The organism is Pyramidobacter sp. C12-8 (assembly GCF_002007215.1).
Taxonomy (GTDB): domain Bacteria; phylum Synergistota; class Synergistia; order Synergistales; family Dethiosulfovibrionaceae; genus Pyramidobacter.
The window spans coordinates 21,491-41,862 of sequence record NZ_MUHX01000002.1 but is presented as its reverse complement, the minus strand read 5'-3'; the positions used below and the strand labels follow the sequence as shown (position 1 = coordinate 41,862).

Annotated in this window: 18 protein-coding genes and 1 tRNA gene; 18 read left to right on the top strand and 1 reads right to left on the bottom strand. The window is 62.9% G+C overall.

From position 1 onward, the window contains the following. Positions 1-69 precede the first annotated feature (69 nt). The 13 genes from B0D78_RS00875 (at position 70) to B0D78_RS00815 (ending at position 15,729) form a co-directional block, all read left to right on the top strand. Positions 70-1,011, top strand: a complete 942-nt coding sequence (locus B0D78_RS00875; RefSeq protein WP_078015102.1) for a nitronate monooxygenase — start codon at positions 70-72, stop codon at positions 1,009-1,011. Between the two features lie 15 nt (positions 1,012-1,026). After that, entirely contained in the window at positions 1,027-1,977 is a 951-nt protein-coding gene (gene fabD / locus B0D78_RS00870) for an ACP S-malonyltransferase (RefSeq protein WP_078015101.1), read from the top strand. A 2-nt stretch (positions 1,978-1,979) separates the two neighbouring features. After that, positions 1,980-2,717 (top strand): 3-oxoacyl-[acyl-carrier-protein] reductase, encoded by a 738-nt coding sequence (gene fabG, locus B0D78_RS00865; protein WP_078015100.1) that lies wholly within the window; start codon positions 1,980-1,982, stop codon positions 2,715-2,717. Between the two features lie 48 nt (positions 2,718-2,765). Next, complete coding sequence (gene acpP / locus B0D78_RS00860) at positions 2,766-3,017, top strand: acyl carrier protein (protein ID WP_009164755.1); 252 nt, start codon at positions 2,766-2,768, stop codon at positions 3,015-3,017. 105 nt (positions 3,018-3,122) lie between these two features. Next, positions 3,123-4,361: a beta-ketoacyl-ACP synthase II gene (gene fabF / locus B0D78_RS00855; RefSeq protein ID WP_078015099.1), complete on the top strand. Its 1,239-nt coding sequence runs from the start codon at positions 3,123-3,125 to the stop codon at positions 4,359-4,361. Further along, complete coding sequence (gene rnc / locus B0D78_RS00850; protein ID WP_078015098.1) at positions 4,361-5,056, top strand: ribonuclease III; 696 nt, start codon at positions 4,361-4,363, stop codon at positions 5,054-5,056. The genes fabF and rnc overlap by 1 nt, the downstream gene beginning before the upstream one ends. A 138-nt stretch (positions 5,057-5,194) precedes the next feature. Beyond that, the gene (gene tilS / locus B0D78_RS00845; protein ID WP_168169947.1) at positions 5,195-6,499 is read left to right on the top strand and encodes a tRNA lysidine(34) synthetase TilS; all 1,305 of its coding nucleotides are present in this window, start codon (positions 5,195-5,197) and stop codon (positions 6,497-6,499) included. Continuing rightward, complete coding sequence (gene hpt / locus B0D78_RS00840) at positions 6,490-7,029, top strand: hypoxanthine phosphoribosyltransferase (RefSeq protein WP_078015096.1); 540 nt, start codon at positions 6,490-6,492, stop codon at positions 7,027-7,029. The genes tilS and hpt overlap by 10 nt, the downstream gene beginning before the upstream one ends. A gap of 27 nt (positions 7,030-7,056) precedes the next feature. Further along, positions 7,057-9,033: an ATP-dependent zinc metalloprotease FtsH gene (gene ftsH / locus B0D78_RS00835; protein ID WP_078015095.1), complete on the top strand. Its 1,977-nt coding sequence runs from the start codon at positions 7,057-7,059 to the stop codon at positions 9,031-9,033. Positions 9,034-9,123: 90 nt separating this feature from the next. Further along, positions 9,124-11,175 carry an excinuclease ABC subunit UvrB gene (gene uvrB, locus B0D78_RS00830; protein WP_078015094.1) on the top strand — a complete coding sequence of 684 codons (2,052 nt, stop codon included), beginning with the start codon at positions 9,124-9,126 and terminating at the stop codon, positions 11,173-11,175. Further along, positions 11,132-13,987: an excinuclease ABC subunit UvrA gene (uvrA, locus tag B0D78_RS00825; protein ID WP_078015093.1), complete on the top strand. Its 2,856-nt coding sequence runs from the start codon at positions 11,132-11,134 to the stop codon at positions 13,985-13,987. Before uvrB ends, uvrA begins: the two co-directional genes overlap by 44 nt. A gap of 28 nt (positions 13,988-14,015) precedes the next feature. Then, positions 14,016-14,891 (top strand): 23S rRNA (guanosine(2251)-2'-O)-methyltransferase RlmB, encoded by an 876-nt coding sequence (gene rlmB, locus B0D78_RS00820; RefSeq protein ID WP_240496074.1) that lies wholly within the window; start codon positions 14,016-14,018, stop codon positions 14,889-14,891. Between the two features lie 22 nt (positions 14,892-14,913). Continuing rightward, positions 14,914-15,729: a pyrroline-5-carboxylate reductase family protein gene (locus B0D78_RS00815; RefSeq protein ID WP_078015091.1), complete on the top strand. Its 816-nt coding sequence runs from the start codon at positions 14,914-14,916 to the stop codon at positions 15,727-15,729. A gap of 81 nt (positions 15,730-15,810) precedes the next feature. On the opposite strand, the gene msrA is transcribed toward B0D78_RS00815, so the two are convergent. Next, complete coding sequence (gene msrA, locus B0D78_RS13530; RefSeq protein ID WP_078015090.1) at positions 15,811-16,899, bottom strand: peptide-methionine (S)-S-oxide reductase MsrA; 1,089 nt, start codon at positions 16,897-16,899, stop codon at positions 15,811-15,813. Positions 16,900-17,077: 178 nt separating this feature from the next. Between msrA and B0D78_RS00805 the strand changes: the two genes are divergently transcribed. The 5 genes from B0D78_RS00805 (at position 17,078) to tsaB (ending at position 20,314) form a co-directional block, all read left to right on the top strand. Then, positions 17,078-17,152: transfer RNA gene (locus B0D78_RS00805), tRNA-Val, on the top strand. Positions 17,153-17,311: 159 nt separating this feature from the next. After that, positions 17,312-17,686 (top strand): holo-ACP synthase, encoded by a 375-nt coding sequence (gene acpS / locus B0D78_RS00800; protein WP_078015089.1) that lies wholly within the window; start codon positions 17,312-17,314, stop codon positions 17,684-17,686. Beyond that, a complete protein-coding gene (locus B0D78_RS00795; protein WP_078015088.1) occupies positions 17,686-19,179 on the top strand; it encodes an NAD(P)H-hydrate dehydratase in 1,494 nt (497 codons plus the stop codon). The genes acpS and B0D78_RS00795 overlap by 1 nt, the downstream gene beginning before the upstream one ends. Then, positions 19,173-19,661: a tRNA (adenosine(37)-N6)-threonylcarbamoyltransferase complex ATPase subunit type 1 TsaE gene (gene tsaE / locus B0D78_RS00790; protein WP_078015087.1), complete on the top strand. Its 489-nt coding sequence runs from the start codon at positions 19,173-19,175 to the stop codon at positions 19,659-19,661. Before B0D78_RS00795 ends, tsaE begins: the two co-directional genes overlap by 7 nt. Next, on the top strand, positions 19,658-20,314 hold the full coding sequence (tsaB, locus tag B0D78_RS00785) for a tRNA (adenosine(37)-N6)-threonylcarbamoyltransferase complex dimerization subunit type 1 TsaB (RefSeq protein ID WP_168169946.1): 657 nt from the start codon (positions 19,658-19,660) through the stop codon (positions 20,312-20,314). The genes tsaE and tsaB overlap by 4 nt, the downstream gene beginning before the upstream one ends. Positions 20,315-20,372 lie beyond the last annotated feature (58 nt).

Here is a 20,372-nt window from a genome sequence, read left to right as displayed (position 1 = left end):
TGATGAGGTTTGAGAGGATTGGTGTCAGCAGCGCTCTGACTGCGAAAAACGAAAGGGGTTCGTTTCTTCATGCTCGGTAAGGAAATCACGGAACTTTTGGGAATTAAACATCCTGTGATCCAAGGGGCTATGGCTTGGATCGCCAATGCGGAGCTGGCCGCTGCGGTCAGCAATGCAGGCGGCCTTGGTATCATCGCCGCGGGAGCGACGCCGCCCGAGCTGCTGGAGAAAGAATTGCTCAAGATTCGCGAGTTGACCGACAAGCCCTACGGCATGAACATCATGCTTATGTCGCCGACGGCTCCCGCCGCGGTGGAACTGGCCGCCAAATATCGCATCAAAGTCATTACGACCGGCGCCGGCAGCCCCGGCAAAGTGATCGAGCGGTTAAAACCTCTCGGGGCGATCGTCATGCCCGTCGTCGCTTCCACGGCGGTGGCGATCCGTGCCGTCCGCCAGGGTGCGCAGGCTGTGGTGGCCGAGGGCATGGAAGCCGGCGGACATATCGGCGAGCTGACGACCATGGTGCTCACGCCCCTCGTGGCTCAAGCGGTGAAAGTCCCCGTTGTCTGCGCCGGCGGCATCGTCGACGGCCGCGGCATGGCGGCCGCTTTCTCTCTGGGGGCCAAAGGAGTTCAGGTGGGGACGCGCTTCGTTTGTTCCAAGGAATGCACGGTGCATCCCGATTACAAACAGGAACTTGTCAGGGCAAAAGAGCGCTGCACCGCAGTGACCGGCGCCAGCACGGGGCATCCCGTGCGCTGCATCGCCAATAAACTGACGAAGGAATTCCTCGATCTCGAGTACAACCACGCCCCGGTGGCCGAGATCGAAAAGTTGGGCACAGGCCGTCTTCGTGCCGCCGTCGTCGACGGCGACATGGAACGGGGATCCGTCATGGCCGGCCAGTCGGCTGCGCTCGTGAGTGACATCCGTTCCTGTGCCGATATCATCGAAAGCATGGTCGCCGAGGCCAAAACTATTCTCAAGGACTTGGAAGCCAACGCTTAAAAGGAGTCGAAGCCTATGAAGTATGCGATCGTTTTTCCCGGCCAGGGCTCTCAGGCCGTCGGCATGGGAAAGGAACTTTGCGGCGTTTCCAAGGCGGCAAAGGATACTTTCGCTGAAGCCGACGAGGCCCTTGGATTTTCTCTCAGCGACATCATTTTCAGCGGTCCCGAGGACAAACTGGTCCTGACGGCCTACACTCAGCCGGCTATTCTGACCATGTCCATCGCCGTGTTCCGCGCGCTTCAGGAAAAAGGCGTGACGCTGGCTCCCGCTTTTGTGGCCGGACACAGCCTTGGCGAGTACACGGCTCTCGTCGCCAACGGCGTACTGTCGTTGGCCGACGGCGTGCGTCTCGTGCACAAGCGCGGTTCCTTCATGCAGGAGGCCGTGCCTCGGGGCGTAGGCGCCATGGCGGCGATCCTCGGGCTTGAAGCCGACGCGGTCCGCGCCGTCTGCGCAGAGGCCGCTCAGGGCGAAGTCTGCGAGGCGGCGAACTACAACACGCCCGTGCAGACGGTCATCTCCGGCCATACGACCGCGGTGGAACGCGCCGTCGCGCTGTCTTCCGCAAAAGGCGCCAAGCGTTGCGTGATGCTGAACGTGAGCGCCCCGTTCCACTGCTCGCTGATGCGTCCGGTGGCGGACCGTCTGGCGGCCGAAATGGAAAAGTGCGTCTGGAACGCCGGCGGCTGCCCGCTGGTCGCCAACGTTTCCGCCCAGACGGTCAGCGACGTTTCCGCGATTCGCGACGGACTGTACGCTCAGACCTACAGTCCCATCAGATGGGTCGAAAGCGTGCAGACCATGGCTGCGCAGGGAGTGGAAGGATTCATCGAGATGGGGCCCGGCAAGGTGCTGAGCGGTACGGTCAAGAAGATCGCCCGTCAGGCCGCGGTGCTCAACGTGGAACAGCCGGCCGATCTCGAGCAGGTCGCTCCCTTTACGGAACGGAAGGCGGCGGAATAACGATGGCTCGCGTTGCTTTGGTGACCGGCGCCGGCCGCGGCATCGGCCGCGCCGTGGCGAAACGCCTTGCCGCCGACGGTTGTTCCGTGGCGGTGAACTATCGTTCTTCAGCGGAAGCGGCCCAGTCTCTGGTCGATGAGATCACCGCCGCGGGCGGAAAAGCGATGGCTTTTGCCGGCGACGTCTCCAGCCCCGAAGCGGTGAAGAAACTTTTCGACGACGTCAAGGAATCTCTCGGCTCCGTCGAGATCCTCGTCAACAACGCCGGACGGACGAAAGACGGGCTGCTGATGCGGATGAAGGACGCCGACTGGGACGACGTGCTCGACGCCGATCTCAAGTCCGTGTTCCTCTGCACGCGCGAAGCGGTCAAGTCCATGGTCCGCGCCCGCTGGGGCCGGATCGTCAACATCTCTTCGGTGGTGGGCGTGACGGGCAATCCAGGACAGGCCAATTACGGCGCGGCCAAGGCCGGCGTGATCGGTTTCAGCAAGTGCGTGGCGCGCGAATACGCCGCCAAGGGCGTGACGGTGAACTGCGTCGCTCCCGGTTATATCGCCACCGATATGACTAAAGTCCTGAGCGACGCCGCCAAGGAAGCGATCCTGGCGGGCATCCCGCAAGGGCGTCAGGGCGATCCCGAGGACGTGGCCAATGCCGTGTCCTTCTTCGCTCAGGAAAGCAGTTCTTACATCACAGGTCAGGTTCTCGCCGTTGACGGCGGGATGACAATGGCATAGAGCGGTTCTTTTACAAGGCCGCATATTTTTATGGAGGTGCTTTGAGCTATGACTAAAGCAGATGTTCTCGCTCGCCTGAAGGAAATCATCATCGACCGTCTTGACGTGGAAGAGGAGCAGATCCGCCCCGAGGCTTCTTTCGTGGAAGATCTCGGCGCCGATTCCCTTGACATCGTCGAGCTGATCATGGGCATCGAGGAAGAGTTCGACATCGAGATCCCCGATGAGGATGCCGAAAAGCTGACCACTGTCGGCGAAGCGATCAACTACGCCGCCAGTAAGCTTGGCATCGAGGAGTAACGAAGCTGTATTTGTCGGGAGAGGATACCAGTACGGCGGTTCCTCTCCCCCTTTTCAAAGGACCATCTAGTGTATTCGTCCACCGAGACGCAAGGAGATCTCAAAATGAATCGAAGAGTCGTGATCACCGGGCTCGGCGTGGTCAGCCCCGTTGGCATCGGCAAGGAGAATTACTGGCGCGCTCTTGAAGCGGGAGAAAATGGCGTTCGAAGCATTACTGCCTTCGACACTTCAGACTATAACGTGAAAATCGCGGGAGAGGTCATCGACTTTGACCCTGCCCTTTATATGGCTAAAAAAGAGGCCAAGCGCACCGACCGCGTCATTCAGTTCTCGACGGCGGCGGCGTCAATGGCGATCGAAGACGCGAAGCTCGATCCGGCTTCCGTCGATCCCTGGAAGTTCGGCGTCTACATCGGTTCCGGCACCGGCGGATTGCACACCAGCTGGGAAGGATATCAGGATCTTTCCGAAAAAGGGCCTCGCCATGTCGGGCCTTTCGCCATCCCGATGATGATCAGCAACATGACCTCGGCCTACATCGCCATCAAGTACGGCTGCAAAGGCCCCAACATGTGCATCGTCACCGCCTGCGCTTCGTCGATCAACAGCATCGGCGAGGCATGGTACGCTGTCCAGCGCGGCGATGCCGACGTGATGCTGGCCGGCGGCGCCGAGGCCTGCGTGATGGGACTGACCGTGGCCGGCTTTGCCTCCATGAAGGCGCTGTGCACGACCCACAACGACGATCCGGAGCGTGCGTCCCGTCCCTTCGACAAAGACCGCGCCGGCTTCATCGTCGCGGAGGGAGCCGGCGTCGTCGTCCTTGAGGATCTTGAGCGCGCCCGCGCCCGCGGCGCTCACATTTACGGCGAGCTGACCGGCTACGGCGCCACGTGCGACGCCTATCATCTGACCGCTCCCGATCCCGACGGCGCCGGCGCCATGAAGGCCATGGAGCTGGCCATGAAGCAGTCGGGCTGGGACGGCGTCGATCTGGTCAACGCCCACGGGACGTCCACTCATCTCAACGAGATCATGGAGTCCAAGGCCATCAACGGACTGCTCGGCAACAAGGCGAAGGATACGCTCGTCACCTCCACCAAGTCGATCTTCGGCCACACGCTCGGCGCGGCCGGCGGCGTGGCGATCGTGGCGGCGCTCCAGGCCTTCGAGCAGGGGATCGTCCACAAGACGCGCAACTACGAAACGCCCGATCCCGAATGCGACGTCAACGTCGTCGCCGAAACGCTGTACGACCGGGACGTCAAACGCATCCTCGTCAACAATTTCGGCTTCGGCGGCCATAACGGCGTGCTCGCGCTGCAGAAGTACGAAGGATAATGAACGGAACGGAGCCGGCGCGGGCAAAAGATCTGCTCGAGTTTCAGCGGCGCATCGGCTACGAGTTCAGCGACCCGGCCCTGCTGGAAGAAGCGCTGACTCATTCTTCCTACGCGCATGAACGGGGAGTCCCGTTCTGGAACGAACGCCTCGAGTTTCTCGGCGACGCCGTGCTGGAAGTGCTGATCAGCGAAGAACTGTTCCGCGCCCGCCCCGACGCCAGCGAAGGGCAGATGACCCGCGAGCGCGCTTCGCTGGTTCGCGAAGAGGTGCTTTCCGCCTGGGGACATTCTTTGGGATTGGACGGCCTGCTCCTTTTGGGAATGGGACAGCGCGGCAGCGCCAGCGAGAACATGATCGGCGACGCGGTCGAAGCTCTGATCGGGGCGCTTTATCTCGACGGCGGGCTGGAACAGGCCCGCGCTTTTCTGAACCGTCGTCCGCGGGAAGCGTCGCACGAGCAGCTCGACCCGAAGAGCCGTCTGCAGATCCTCTGTCAAGAACGGAACGGGCCGACGCCTTATTATGAACTGCTTCAGCGTAAAGGGCCGGAGCATGATCCGATTTTCATCGTCCGGGCTCTGCTGGACGGCAAAGAGCTCGCCCGCGGCAGAGGAACCAGCCGCAAGGCAGCTGAGCAGGCAGCGGCGAGAGCCGCCTTGAAACTGGTCGAACCGCCAAAAGAACAGCCCTGAGAAAGATCGCTTGTCCACCTATGGACGAGCGATCTTTTTATGACGGGGCGCGATTTTATTTGTGCCTTCAACTTGATTTTGCTGCGTATTCGATTTAGAATCAATTTCCGTGAGGCGAAGGAAAGGGGAGAACCTGACGTGACGAAAAGCGATGTGCCGCGGCGCTTTCGCGGCGTCATGGAACGACGCGGCTGGCTCGGTCAGACGCCGGTGCTGCTCGGCGTTTCGGGCGGCAGCGACTCGATGAGTCTGCTCTGTCTTTTTTCCCGGCTTTACGAGCCTTCGCAGCTGATCGTGGTCCATATGGACCACGGCATCCGAGGCGCCTCGTGCGGCGACGGCGAGTTCGTGAAAAAGCGCTGCGCCGAATTGAACGTGCGCTGTGTGGACGAACGCCGTCCGGTCCCTGAATTGTCTCGAAAAGGCGAGTCTGAAGAAGCGGCGGGGCGTCGGCTTCGCTATGAGCTCTACGAGGAGACGGCGCAAAGATTCGGATGCCGTCTGGCGGCCTTGGGGCATACGCGCGACGATCTGGCCGAAAACGCGCTCATGAACATGGCCCGCGGCTGCGGGCTTTGGGGCGTGGCGGGGATGCCGGAACAGCGCGGCATCTATATCCGCCCGCTGCTTTCGTTCCGCCGCGAGGAACTGCGCGATTTTCTCCGCGCGCAGGGCTGGAGCTGGGTAGAAGACGAGACGAACGCGTTGAACATTTACCAGCGCAACCGCGTCCGCAACGAAGTGATGCCTCTGCTGGCCCGCGAGGTCAATCCCGGCGTCGTCGAGCATCTGGCCTCTCTGGCCGAAGAGGCGCAGCTTTGGCGAAAGATGCAGGAAGAGCAGTCGGCCGCGCTGTGCCGCGAGGTCTCGCTGCCGCGGCGCGGCTGGCCGTGCCTGAGCCTGAGCAAACTGCGCCGCGTCCACGAGTTCCAGCGCCGTGAACTGCTGCGCTTTGTGGGGCGTCGGCTGGGGCTGGCCGCTCTGACCAGACCCCGCGTCGAAGAGCTGGATCGCCTGACGTGCCGTTCCGGACGCTTTGTGTTCCAATGGGGCTCCGAGGTCGACGTGGAAGCGGGGGACGGCCTGCTGTGCTGGCATCCGGCGGCGGAAAAGCGGCTGGAGGCGCTCCGGCTTTCGCTCGGCGAAACGGCGCGCTGGGGCGGCTGGAAAGTTTCGCTGCGGCTGAAGGGCGCGTCAGCGGAGTCCGATTTCGGCCCCCGCTGCCCACTCGATGAGGCGCGGCCGGTCGTTCTGCAAAAAAATACTGAAAAATATGATGTGACAACGTCTTTTTTTCCGGTGATCTTCCAAAAAAATGTTTTTCGGGCGGAAAAAAAACAAAACCGATGGGAAATCCTCCGCCATAGTGTAAAATATAATATTGTTGCTCAGGTCGTTTTGAGTCCCCTTGTCGGGCGCTGGAGGGAATCTTTATGGAATTGAAAGCAGCGGAAGTCCTGATCGCCAGGGAACAGATCGCCGCGCGCGTTCGCGTGCTGGCGTCGGAGATCAGCAAGAAATACGACGGGCAGAGCCTGACCGTCATCGGCATCCTGCGCGGCGCGGTGATCTTCATGGCCGACCTGGTGCGCGAGATCTCGCCGTCGGTGAACGTCGTCATGGAGTTCATGAAGGCCGCGTCCTACGGCGCTTCGACCACGTCGTCGGGCAAAGTGACCATTTCGCAGGGAACGGGCATCGCGGTGAAGGGACGCCACATTTTGATCGTCGAGGACATCGTGGACACGGGGCTGACGCTGCAGCACCTGCGCGGATACTTCAAGGACGAGGGCGCCGCGTCCGTGGAAGTGTGCGTCCTGCTGGACAAAAGGGAACGGCGCGTCGTCGACGTGCCGGTCGAGTACACGGGATTCGTGATTCCCGATGAGTTCGTGGTCGGCTACGGCATGGATTATGATCAGAAGATGCGCAACCTGCCTTCGATCCACACGGTGCGCTCCGTTTCGGAGTGATGTTATAAATTTTAAGGAGGCGCCATTGTGCAGCGATTAATGAAGAACCTCGGCGTGTATCTGATCCTCGTGGTGCTCGTCGTCAGCGTTGTGAACATGTTTCTCACGCCTCAGACCGCGGGCCCCGAAGTGGCGGAGATCCCCTACAGCCAGTTCAGGACCGATCTGGCCGCGGGGCGGATCAAAAACTTCACGATCAACGATATGAGGGCCCAGGGGCGTTACGCCGACGGCAAAGCGTTCGTCAGCAACATCGTCGGCGTCAAGGACGTGGCCGAAGAAGCCGCCGCCCGGGGCGTGGAAGTAAAGATCGCCGAGCCGCCGGAAACGCCGTGGTGGATGACGCTGGCTTCGTCCGTGTTCCCCACGCTGCTGCTGATCGGCGTGTGGATCTTCTTCCTGCACAACATGCAGGGCGGCGGCGGAAAGGTCATGAGCTTCGCCAAGAGCAAGGCGAAAATGTTCCTCGACAACCGCCCCAAGGTGACCTTCAACGACGTGGCCGGCTGCGACGAGGCCAAGGAGGAGCTCAAGGAAGTGGTAGAGTTCCTCAAATCGCCCGATCGCTTTACCAAGCTGGGAGCCAAAGTGCCCAAGGGCGTGCTGCTGCTCGGCTCGCCCGGAACCGGCAAGACCCTGCTGGCCCGTGCCTGCGCCGGCGAAGCGGACGTGCCGTTTTTCAGCACCAGCGGCTCCGACTTCGTGGAAATGTTCGTCGGCGTCGGCGCTTCGCGCGTGCGCGACCTGTTCGAACAGGCCCGCAAGTATCAGCCCTGCCTCGTCTTCATCGACGAGATCGACGCCGTCGGCCGCCAGAGAGGCACCGGCCTCGGCGGCGGCCACGACGAGCGCGAGCAGACGCTGAACCAGCTGCTCGTCGAGATGGACGGCTTCGACGAGAAGACCGGCATCATCCTGATCGCGGCCACCAACCGCGCCGACGTGCTCGATCCGGCGCTGCTGCGCCCGGGGCGTTTCGACCGCCACGTGGTCGTGGACACGCCCGACGTGAAAGGGCGCGAGGCGATCCTGAAAGTCCACGCCAAGGACAAGAAATTCGCGCCCGACGTCGATTTCAAGGTGCTGGCCAAGCGCACGCCCGGCTTCGTCGGCGCCGATCTAGCCAACGTCATCAACGAAGCGGCGCTGCTGGCCGCTCGCGGCGGCAAAACGGAGATCGGTATGGCCGAGCTGGAAGAGGGCATCGACCGTTCCATCGCCGGCCCCGAGCGCAAGAGCCGCCTGATCGGCCCCCGCGAGAAGAAGATCATCGCCTACCACGAGACGGGGCACGCGATGGTGGCGAAGCTGATCCCCGGCTGCGATCCCGTGCACAAGATCTCGATCATCCCCCGCGGCAGCGCGGCGCTGGGCTACACGCTCCAGCTTCCGGCCGAGGACCGTTTCCTGGCCTCGAAGAACGAGCTGACCAACAACATCTGCGTGTTGCTCGGCGGCCGCGTCACCGAAGAGCTGGTTTTCGGCGACATCACCACCGGCGCCAGCAACGATTTGGAACGCGCCACGCAGGTGGCCCGCAGCATGGTCACGCAGTACGGCATGAGCTCTCTCGGCCCCGTCGTGCTGGGACGCCAGCGCCATGAGGTGTTCCTCGGCCGCGACTTGGGCGAAGACCGCAACTACAGCGACCAGATCGCCTTCGCCATCGACGAGGAAGTCCGCAAGATCGTGGAGGAGTGTTACGTCCGCGTCAAGAATCTGCTGTCGGAGAACAGGGACAAAGTCGACCTCGTCGCCGAAACGTTGCTCGAACGCGAAGTGATGGACGGTCACGACTTGGCGGTGCTGCTCGGCGAGGAAGAGCCCGTCCCCGAGAAGCCCGAGGAAAAGCCCGCCTCCGAAGGCGCCGATGTCCCCGCGCCGGAAGGAACGGCTCCGGCGGGAGAGAAAGCGACAGACGGCTTTATCCCGCGGGCGCCCGTCGTTTCCAACGAGATGGCCCCGATGACGGGAAAAGAACCGCCCTCTGCAAAAGGCGAATAAACTGGTACAATAGAAGGACGGAGTGGATCTTTTCGCTCCGTCCTTTTCTTTTCGCTTTCGTCATCCGTTTTGTCTCGTGGAGGTCCGATCATGGAGACTGAAAAATTCAAATTGTGCGCGCCCTGGCCGCCGTCGGGCGATCAGCCGCAGGCCATCGATTCGCTGCTCGAAGGCCTGGAGCGCGGCGAGAAATGCTCGACGCTGATGGGTGTGACGGGCAGCGGCAAGACGTTCACCGTCGCCAACGTCGTGGCGCAGTATAACCGCCCCACGCTGGTGCTGGCGCACAACAAAACCCTTGCGGCGCAGTTGTTCAGCGAGTTCAAACGATTTTTCCCCGAGAACGCCGTGCACTATTACGTGAGCTATTACGATTACTACCAGCCCGAGGCCTACATCCCGAGCTCGGACACGTTCATCGAAAAAGACGCTTCCATCAACACCCAGATCGAGCGCATGCGGCTCGCCACCACCAAGTCGCTGATCGAACGCCGCGACGTAATCGTGGTGGCGTCGGTCTCCTGCATCTACGGCATGGGCAAGCGCAAGAACTACGAAGACGCGATCGTCAGCTTCGCCGTGGGCGAGCGCTGGAACCGGCGCAACTTCCAGGAAGCGTTGATGAAAGCCTATTACGAGCGCAACGACTTCGACCTGCAGCCCGGCAAATACCGCGTGCGCGGCGACGTGCTGGAAGTCTATCCCGTGTACAGCGACGCCACGCTGCGCTTTTCCTTCTTCGACGACGAGCTGGAATCCATCGAGGAGGTCGATCCCGTCAGCGGGCATTCCATCGCCCGCAAACAGCACGTCTCGGTCTTCCCGGCGCAGCATTACGTCACCAGCGACGGCGCGATCGCCGAATCGATGGACAAGATCAAGCGCGAGCTGGAACTGCAAGTCGGCCGCTTCAAGTCCGAGGGCAAATATCTCGAGGCCGAACGCCTCGGCAGCCGCACCCGCTACGACATGGAAATGCTGGCCGAGGCCGGTTACTGCTCCGGCATCGAAAACTATTCGCGCTATCTCGACGGCCGCGCCGAGGGCGAACAGCCAGGCACGCTGCTTGACTTTTTTCCTCCTGACTTTTTGATGGTCGTGGACGAATCGCATATCACCCTGCCGCAGGTGCGCGGCATGTTCAACGGCGACCGCGCCCGCAAGGAAGTGCTGGTGGAGCACGGCTTCCGCCTGCCGTCGTGCCTCGACAACCGGCCGCTCAAATGGCATGAGTTCGAACATTACATGCAGCGCGTCGTCTGCTGCTCCGCCACGCCCGGCGACTGGGAAGTGGAGCATTCGAAGCGCGTCGTCGAGCAGCTGGTCCGTCCCACCGGCATCGCCGACCCCGAAGTGGAGATCCGCAAAGCGACGGGACAGATCGACGATCTGCTGGCCGAGATCCAGAAAGTCCGGGGCGCGGGCGGACGCTGCCTTGTCACCACGCTCACCAAAAAAGGAGCCGAAGAGCTGGCCGGATACATGAGCACGCTGCGCGTCAAGTCCGAATATATCCATTCCGAACTGAACGCCTTCGAGCGCGCCGAGGAGATCAACCGCCTCCGCAGCGGCGACATCGAGGTGCTGATCGGCGTCAACCTGCTGCGCGAGGGCATCGACATGCCCGAGGTGACGCTCGTGGCGATCCTCGACGCCGACCGCGAGGGGTTTCTGCGCTCCTACCGCTCGCTCGTGCAGGTGATGGGACGCGCGGCGCGCAACGTCGATTCGCGCGTGATCCTCTATGCCGACGAGGTGACCGACAGCATCCGCGAGGCCGTGAGCGAGTCGAGGCGCCGCCGCGAGGCGCAGCTGAAGTACAACGAAGAACATCATATCGTGCCGCGGACGATCCGCAAATCCATCGAACGCATGCTGCCCGAGGTGGAGTTCGAGGCCGCGCCCGAAGCGAAGAACAAGCGGGCGCAGCAGCGCATCGAGCACATGGACAACGAGGCTCTCGAAAAGCTCATGTGGGAGGCCGTGGAAAAGCTCCAGTTCGAAAAGGCCGCCCGGATCCGCGACATGATCCAGGCCATGGAAGAAGGCCGGACTCCCCAAGGCGGGTTCGGCGAAGAAGAAGGAGGAACCGGTCTCCGTGCCGCGTCAGGAAATCGTTATAAGAAACGCAAGAGAGCATAACCTCAAGGGCGTCTCTCTGGAAATCCCCAAGAACAAACTCGTCGTCATCACCGGCCCCTCGGGGTCGGGAAAAAGTTCGCTGGCGTTCGACACGCTCTACGCCGAAGGCCAGCGCCGCTACGTGGAATCGCTGTCGTCCTACGCGCGTCAGTTCCTTGGCGTGCAGAAAAAACCCGACGTGGACGACATCGAAGGGCTGTCGCCCGCCATTTCCATCGAACAGAAGGGGACCTCCCACAACCCCCGCTCCACCGTCGGCACCGTCACCGAGATCTACGACTACCTGCGCCTGCTGTTCGCCCGCGCCGGCACGCCGTACTGCCCCCGGTGCGACAAGCCCGTCCACAAGTATTCCGTGGACGAGATCGTCGACCGCATTTACCGCCAGCACGGCGGCGCCCGGCTCGAAGTGCTCGCCCCGGTCGTGCGCGCCAAGAAGGGCGAGTTCAAGAACGTCTTCGCGGCGCTGCGCAAGAAAGGCTTCATGCGCGTGCGCGTCGACGGCGAAGTCCTCTGGTTGGAAGAAGAGATCCCTCTGGACAAGAACAAAAAACACAACGTCGAAGTGGTCGTCGACCGCATGTCGGTGCAGCCCGACCGCAAAGGCCGCATGGCCGAAGCCGTACAGACGGCCCTGCAGCTCGGCGAGGGCTTTGTGATCATCGCCGCCGACGGATCGGAAGACATGCTGACGGAACGCTTCGTCTGCCCCGACTGCGATATCTCGCTGCCCGACATCCAGCCGGCGCTGTTCTCCTTCAACAACCCGATGGGAGCCTGTCCCGACTGCTCAGGGCTGGGCAGCCACAGCCATTTTTCCGAAGAACTGGCGGTCAATCCCGACCTCTCCGTGCGCGGCGGGGCGCTGCTGCCGTTCCGCGGCAGGCAGTACATGATGTACCGTCTCGAGGAGCTGGCGAAAAAGGTGAAGCTGGATCTCGACGCCCCCTACAAAGAACTTCCGGAAGCGCAGCGACAGATCCTGCTGTACGGCTCCGACGTACGCATGCCGCTGCAGTTCGAGCGCGGCGGCGAGGTGTCGGAGTATCAGGGACGTTACGAAGGGCTGCTGCCGTGGCTGCAGCGCTATTACGACAGCACCGAGTCGGAGGCGACCGCCGAGGAGCTGGAACGCTACCGCACCGAGGACGAATGCCGGACCTGCCACGGCACGCGCCTGCGTCCCGAGGCGCTGTCGGTGCGCTTCTGGGGAAAGAACATCGACGAGCTGACCTCGCTGCCCGTAGGCGATTTTTACGAGATCGTCAAACAGCACCAGAACGATCCCATCCAGAACGAAGTCATCAGCCAGGTCATCGTCGAGCTGGAAAAGCGCCTCAGTTTCCTCGTGGAAGTCGGCGTCGGGTACCTGACGCTGAAGCGCCGCGCCGACACGCTGAGCGGCGGCGAGAGCCAGCGCATCCGGCTGGCGACGCAGATCGGCTCGAAGCTGTCGGGCGTCATGTACGTGCTCGACGAGCCGACCATCGGCCTGCACAGCCGCGATACCGGCAAGCTGATCGGCGCGCTGAAGTCGGTGCGCGACATGGACAACACCGTGATCGTGGTGGAACACGACCGCGACACGATGCTGGCCGCCGATTACATCGTCGAGATCGGCCCCGGAGCGGGCAGCTACGGAGGCGAAGTGGTCCAGCGCGGCGCGGCGGACGAGTTCCGAAAGACGAATTCTCTGACCGGCCCGTATCTGCGAGGCGACCGGTGCGGCATGGTGCGTTCGGAGCGTTTGACGCTCCCTAAAGAGCGTCTTGAAATTCTCGGCGCGGCCGAACACAACTTGAAAGGTGTCGATATTTCTATCCCGCTGAACTCTCTGGTCTGTCTCACCGGCGTCTCCGGCTCGGGCAAAAGCTCGCTGATGTACGACGTGCTGTACCGCGGCCTGCGCCGCAAGCTGGACGCCGATTACCGCGACCGTCCCGGACGGCACAAGGACATCCTCGGCTGGGAACAGCTGAAGAACGTGGCCATGGTCGATCAAAGCCCGATCGGCCGCACGCCGCGCTCCAATCCGGCCACCTATACCGGCGTCTTCTCGGCGATCCGCGAGCTGTATTCGCAGCTGCCCGAGGCAAAACTACGCGGCTACGCCAGCGGGCGCTTCAGCTTCAACGTCAAGGGCGGACGCTGCGAAGCCTGCGGCGGCGCGGGCGAGCGGCGCGTCTCCATGCTCTTCATGCCCGACGTGTACGTGGAGTGCGACGTCTGCCACGGCACGCGCTACAACCGCGAGACGCTGGAAGTGAAGTTCAAGGGGCACAGCATCGCCGACGTGCTCAACCTGTCGGTCGACGAGGCCATGGAGCTTTTCAAGGATCTGCCCAGGATCGCGCGCAAGCTCGAATTCCTGCAGCGCGCCGGTCTGGGCTACATCCATCTTGGCCAGTCGGCGCTGACGCTCAGCGGCGGCGAAGCCCAGCGCGTCAAATTGGCCAAGGAGCTGAGCAAACGCTTCGGCGGCAGCACGCTCTACCTGCTCGACGAGCCGTCGACCGGGCTTTTCTATCCCGACGTGGCCCGTCTGCTGCGCATCCTTCACGCTCTGGTCGAGCAGGGCAACTCGGTGCTGCTCATCGAGCACAACATGGACATCATCTGTTCCAGCGATTATGTGATCGACCTCGGCCCCGAAGGCGGCAGCGCCGGCGGACGGCTGGTCGACTGCGGCACGCCGCGGGAGCTGGCCGAGCGCGGCAGGGGCTACACGGCTGAAGCGATCCGGGAATATCTTCATGATTTTGAGAAGAACGGGAAGGTGAAGAGCGATGGAACGGCCCGCCGAAAAAAATAATCGCGGCAGGAGAGACGGCCGCGGGGGCTTGGGGCGTTCTGCGCGTCCCGGCGGTAAAAAGGACTTCGCGCCCCGTCAGGCATGGGAGAATCCCGGCGGTCGTCCGTTTCCCGAACGCCGGCCCCGGCCGAAGCGCGCCGCGCCGTCCGGTTCCGAAGATCTCTGTTGGGGGCGCAATCCCGTCCTAACGCTGCTGCAAAACCGGCCTGAGCTGTGCCGCAAGGTCTTTTTGCTGGCAGGCGCGCAGGACGAGTTCCGCGACACGGTGACGCGCCTCTGCGCCGACCGGCGGATCCCGCTGGACCTGACGGAGCGGGACGATCTGGAGCGGCTGACCGGCGGCGCGGTCCATCAGGGCGTAGCGGCCCGCGTGGCGCCGATCCCGCCGGCCGATCTCGACGACGTTGTCAACGCGCTGGATCCCCAGGCGCCGGCGCTGGTCGTGCTGCTCGATCACTGCCAGGATCCTCACAACCTCGGCGCGGTGATCCGCACGGCCGAAGTGGCCGGAGCCGCCTGCGTCGTCTGCCAGAACGACCGCTCGGCGACCGTCAACGGCACGGTCGTCAAGACCAGCGCCGGCGCCGCCTTCCGTTTGCCCGTGGCGCGGGTGATCAACGTCGGGCGCACCGTGGAACGCCTCAAGCACAAAGGCTTCTGGGTCGTGGGGCTGGATCACCGTACCGACGAGACCGTGTGGAGCAGCGCGCTGCCCGAACGGCTGGCGCTCGTCGTCGGTTCCGAAGGCGACGGCATCTCGGCGCTGACGGCGAAAAACTGCGACAAGCTCGTCAGTTTCCCCATGGCGGGGCGCACCGGCAGCCTCAACGCCGGCGTCGCGGCGGCGCTGGGCATGTTCGAGTGGGTGCGTCTGTATGGCTGCGGCGCGAGAGCGCCTGAATGAATTTTGCTGGGAGGCGTGTGTCATGAACGTAAAAGAACTTCGCCCGATCGTCATCGGCGGCGGCAATCTGGGCGGCGCCGTAGCGCGCGGGCTGTCCCGCGCCGGCGTCAGGCCCGTGGTGGTCCAGCGCCGGGGAGCGAATTTCGACGCGCTGAGCGGCGACGGCGTCGAAACGGTCGCCGCTTTGGCCGAGGCTGCGCCGCTGGCGCGCGGCCCCGTGTTCGTCGCGTTGAAACCGTGGTTGATCGAAAGCTACTGCGCGGAAAACGCGGCCGTGCTGGCCGGGCGCGCGCTGGTTTCCTGCGCGGCGCTGGTCAGCCTGGAATTGCTGAAAAAAGCGGCGCCGAACGCCCGCTGGGGGCGCGTGATGCCGAACATCGCTTCCGCCGTCGGGGCCGGATTTACCGGCATCGTCCGCGGCGACTGGAGCGACGGCGACTTCGAGGAAGTTCGCGGGCTCTGCGCGCTCTTCGGCGACGTCGTAGAAGTGTCCGAAAAGGATCTGGACGGCGTCGTCTGCCTTTCCGGCTCGGCGATCGCCTATGTGCTGGAACTGCTGGAAGGATTTATCCAGGGCGGTCTGGCCGTGGGCATGAAAAGCGATCTGTCGCTGCGCGCCGGCGCGGCGACGCTGATCGGCGCCGCCGAACTGGCGCGGCAGAAGAACGTTCATCCCGCCGCGCTCAAGGATTCCGTCTGCACTCCCGGCGGCACGACCATCGCCGGGCTGCGCGCCCTCCAGCGCGCGGGATTCAAAAGCGCCTTCGTCGAGGCGCTCGCGGCCACGGTCGAAAAGGCCAGGGAAGGCGCCGCCGCGTTCGAGAAATCGCGCCGATAAAAACGCCGGAGGGCGGAGAACATGCGACGTTCTCCGCCCTCCGGCGTTTTTTTGCGACGCGGTTTTCCGGCGCGCTGCGGGCTAGCGTTTGTCGTAGCTTTCGCAAAGATGCTTGAACTCGCCGTAGCCTTCTTCGTCCAGCTTGTCGTAGGGGATGAAACGCAGCGCCGCGCTGTTGATGCAGTAGCGCAGCCCGCCTTTTTCCTTGGGACCGTCGTCGAAAACGTGCCCCAGATGGCTGTCGCCGCTTTGGCTGCGCACCTCGGTCCGGCTCATGCCGTAACTGCCGTCGTGACGTTCGACGACGACAGCCAGCTCGATCGGTTTCGAAAAGCTGGGCCAGCCGCAGCCGGAATCGAACTTCGCTTCGGACGAGAAGAGCGGTTCGCCGGTGACGACGTCGACGTACAGCCCCGGTTCGCGGTTGTCGAAATATTCGTTGGCGAACGGGCGTTCCGTGGCGGCTTCCTGCGTCACGGCGTACTGGGCCGGCGTCAGTTTTTTCCTGAGCTCGGCGGCGGACGGCTTGGCGTATTTCCTTTCGGGCGCGGGCGGCGCTTTCGCTTTCAGTCCGTTGAGTGTGCTGAAGTCGACGTGGCAATATCCGCCGGGGTTCTTTTTCAGATAATCCTGATGATACTCCTCGGCCGCGGAGAAGTTTTCCAGCGGCAGCAGTTCCGTAGCGAGTTTTTGTTCGTGCTTCTTTTGCTCGGCGGCGAAAAGACGCTCGAGGATCTCGCGGTCTGCGGCGTCGGCGTAATACACGCCCGTGCGGTACTGGCGGCCGACGTCGTTTCCCTGCCGGTCGCGAACGGTCGGGTCGATGATCGCGAAAAACTGTTCCGTCAGCGTTTCCAGACTGACGAGCCGCGGGTCGTAACTGACGCGCACGGTCTCGGCGTGCCCGGTGTTCCCGGAGCAGACTTCCCGGTAGGTCGGATTTGCCGTGTGCCCGTTGGCGTATCCCGACACGGCGTCGCTCACGCCGGGAATGCGCGAAAAATATTCTTCAACGCCCCAAAAACAGCCGCCTGCGAAGTAGATCTCTTTCAGATTTTTCATGTCCGCTCCTTCGTTTTTCGTCGCGAGAGCTCCCGCTCGTGTTCCGCCTGTCGCAAAAGGCATGGCCGAAAACAACGCCGCCAGCACTACGAGAATCGTTCTTTTCATAAGTGTCTCCCTTCCGATGTCAGGTCGTTCGCCTCGCGTTTCATGCGGGCGCTGATCTTTGTGCCGAGGCTATTATACTTTATGGAGGCGAGAATAGGCGAGCCCTGCGGGGCAAGACGCTTTTCAGGGTTGACAGACGCGGGCGGAGAGAGTAGAATTCCTCATGTTCGGCGTCATCGGGTGATTAGCTCAGAGGAAGAGCGCTTCCCTGACACGGAAGAGGTCACAAGTTCGATTCTTGTATCACCCACCATGGTTTCGAGAGCATCTTTTCAAGGTGCTCTTTTTTTGTAGAGAAAAATATAGATTGAATTTCTGTCTTGATGATTCTAATACAGTTCCAATTTGATTTTTTTTAAGTTGAAACTGTTGTAAAATAGTGCGGAGCGGTATAGTATAAGGCGGTGAAAACATGATTGCCGGTGTCGGAATGGATCTCTGCGGCGTGGAGCGCATGCGGGAAGCCTGCGAGAGCGAAGCTTTTTGTCGAAGAGTTTTTACCGAAGCGGAGTTGTTTTACGCGGCGGGGAAAAAATCGCGCGCCTGTCATCTTGCCGCGGCGTACGCGGCGAAGGAGGCCTTTGCCAAAGCGACCGGTTTGGGCTTGGCAAAGCTGGGGCTTCACAGCGTGAGCGTGCGTCACGACGCGGAAGGGCGGCCTTTTCTTGTTCTCGATCCGCAGACGCCGGCGCTGGAGCCGTACCGCCGGGCGCGTTTTCATCTTTCGCTCAGCCATGACGGCGGCATCGCGGCCGCCGTGGTGATCTACGAGACGGAAGGAGTCTGATGGCCGTGATCCCGTGGTACGCGAACGGAAAAGTGAGAGTCCTTGACGCGCGGCTGATCGAATCCGGCCTGTCGGGCCTGGAACTGATGGAGCGCGTCGGCCGCGGCATTGTCGATTTTATCCTGAAACAGACGCTCGCTCATTCAGCGTTGATTTTGGCGGGCGCCGGGAACAACGGCGGCGACGGCTTCGTGGTCGCCCGGCTTTTGATGGAACGAGGCTGGAAAGCGACGGTGCTTCTCAGCCACGAGGCCTCCCGTTCCCAGGGCGATGCCGCCGTCAATCTGACGAGGCTCGGGAAGATGGCGGTGCCGGTCGTTGAAAGCCGCACCCTTGACGAAACGGCGCTGACGGAGCTGTTGAATTCGCACGATCTTGTCGTCGACGCGCTTCTGGGCACCGGCGCGGCGGGCGCGCCCCGCGGCGAGACCGCCCGTCTGATCGCGGCGCTCAATCGCTGCCGCTTTGGCCGTCGTGTGCTGGCGGTAGACATCCCCAGCGGCGCGGAAGGCGGCGAGGGCGTCGAAGCGCAGTGGACCTGCACGGCCGGCGGCCGGAAACTGTCGATGGCGACGGGGCGCGGCGCGGCCTTGGCGGGGGAGACGATCCTGATCCCTCTGGACGAGAACGCCGCGCCGCTGCTGGGAGTTCCCGATGCGCTGGAGCTGGAAGAGAGCGACGTGCGAAATTTCCTTCCCCGCCGCCGGATCGACGACCACAAAGGCCGCCGCGGCGGCGTGCTGATCGTCGCCGGATCGGAGCGCTATCGCGGCGCGGCCCTTCTGGCGGCGCGCGGTGCACTGCGCGCCGGCGCGGGGCTGGCGGTGCTGGCCTCGGTTCCGGAAGTTCTGGACGTCCTCGCGGCCTCGCTTCCGGAGGCAATCGCCGAACCTCTGGAAGACGCGGCGGCGCTTGAACGGATCATGGCGAAATGGCGCTCCCGCTGTTCTGTGCTGCTGATCGGTTCGGGGCTTGATCGCGACAGCCGCGCCCGCGAACTGTGCCGGATCGGCTCGCAGTGGGACGGCCCCTCTCTGTGGGACGGCGACGGCCTGTACTGGCTGGGCGAAGATGACATAAAACCTGTGCGGTGCTGTCTGACGCCTCACGAGGGCGAAGCGGCGGCGCTCCTCGGCGAGCCATTGCCCGTGCGGGATCGCTTCGAGGCGGCCGCGGCTTTGGCGCGGCAGTATGGCTTCGTACTTTTGAAAGGGTACCGCTCGCTTGTCGCCGGTCCGGAGCAAACGCCGTGGATCGTGCCGCGCGGGGACCGAACCTTGTCCGTGCCGGGGTCGGGCGACGTGCTGTCGGGGGCCTGCGCGGCCCTGCTGGCCGCGGGGGTTCCCGCGGAAAAGGCGCTGGCGCTGGGGGCTTGGTGCCACGGCGCGGCCGGAGAGACCTTGGGCCGCATGCAAGGGCAGGACGGCATGCTGGCTCACGAAGTGGCCGATCGTCTGCCGGCGGTTTTGAAGGAGCTGAGCGGAGCGTGCTGACGGTAAAAAAAGAACCGGACGGGCGAAGCTGTTTTTCGCTCGACGGGCTTGACGATACGCGGGCGCTGGGGGAAAACATCGCCGCCGTCCTGCGTCCCGGCATGACGCTGTTGATGAAAGGCGAGCTGGGCGCCGGCAAAACCACGCTGGTGCGCGAACTGTGCCGCGCGCTGGGCTGGAAGCGGACCTGCAGTCCGTCTTTCGCGCTGGTCAACGAGTACGCGCGGGCGCGGATCTCCGTCGCGCATGCCGACCTGTACCGTCTTGAGCGCGTCGACGGCCGGGACCTTGGCTTCGATGAGTATCTTGACGACGGCTGGGTGCTGATTATCGAGTGGCCCGAGCGCCTTGCCCGCGATGATTTCGAAGACGTCTGGCACTGCGAGATGTCTGCCGCGGGCGAGAAACGCCGCTTCCGCGTCGCCGCTGTAGGCGAAACGGCGCGGAGCGCTTTGGCGCAGCTGGAGAAGGCATGTTCATGAGTGACGTCCTCTTGTCCATAGATTGTTCCAACCGCTGGTCCTGTCTGGGACTGGCCGTCGGCGGAAAGATTGCCGGCGAGCGCAATCTCGACCTTGGGCGCGAACAGGCGGCCCGCCTGCCCCTGCTGGCGGCGGAACTGCTGGCCGGACACGGGCTGAAAGTTCGGGACGTGGCGTGCGTCGCAGTGACGGTCGGCCCCGGCTATTTTACCGGTATCCGCATCGGCATGGCCTACGCCGCCGGCCTGGCCTTCGCCCTTGGCGTCAGAATTGTGCCGCTGAGCAGCTTGGAGGCGGTGCTCCGTTCCTGCCCTGGCTGGGATTGCGGCGTGAAGGCGCCGCTGATCGCCGCGTCGCGCGAGCTGGCTTTTTCCAGCGTTTACAGGGACGGTTGCCTTGTACTGCCCGAAAAAGAGCGCTCATACGAGGAACTTTTATCGAAACTGCATGAGATTTCGAGTGATTTTGAAATGTGGTCGGTGAAAGATGCGCGCTTGTTTGCCTCGTCGCCTCGCGAGGGGGTACAATACATCGCAAACCCGAGCGGCGCGGCGCATGCGGCGCTGGCCTTGGAGCGTCTTCATGCAAGTATAAAGCCGGACGAGCTGAGAGCTCGCTATCTGCGCGAGCCCGGCCTCGGCCGTTCTTTATAGAGTTTGTTTTTTTGTTGTAAATGGGGGAAGCTTTTTATTTTTTCTGGAGGTGAAGGTG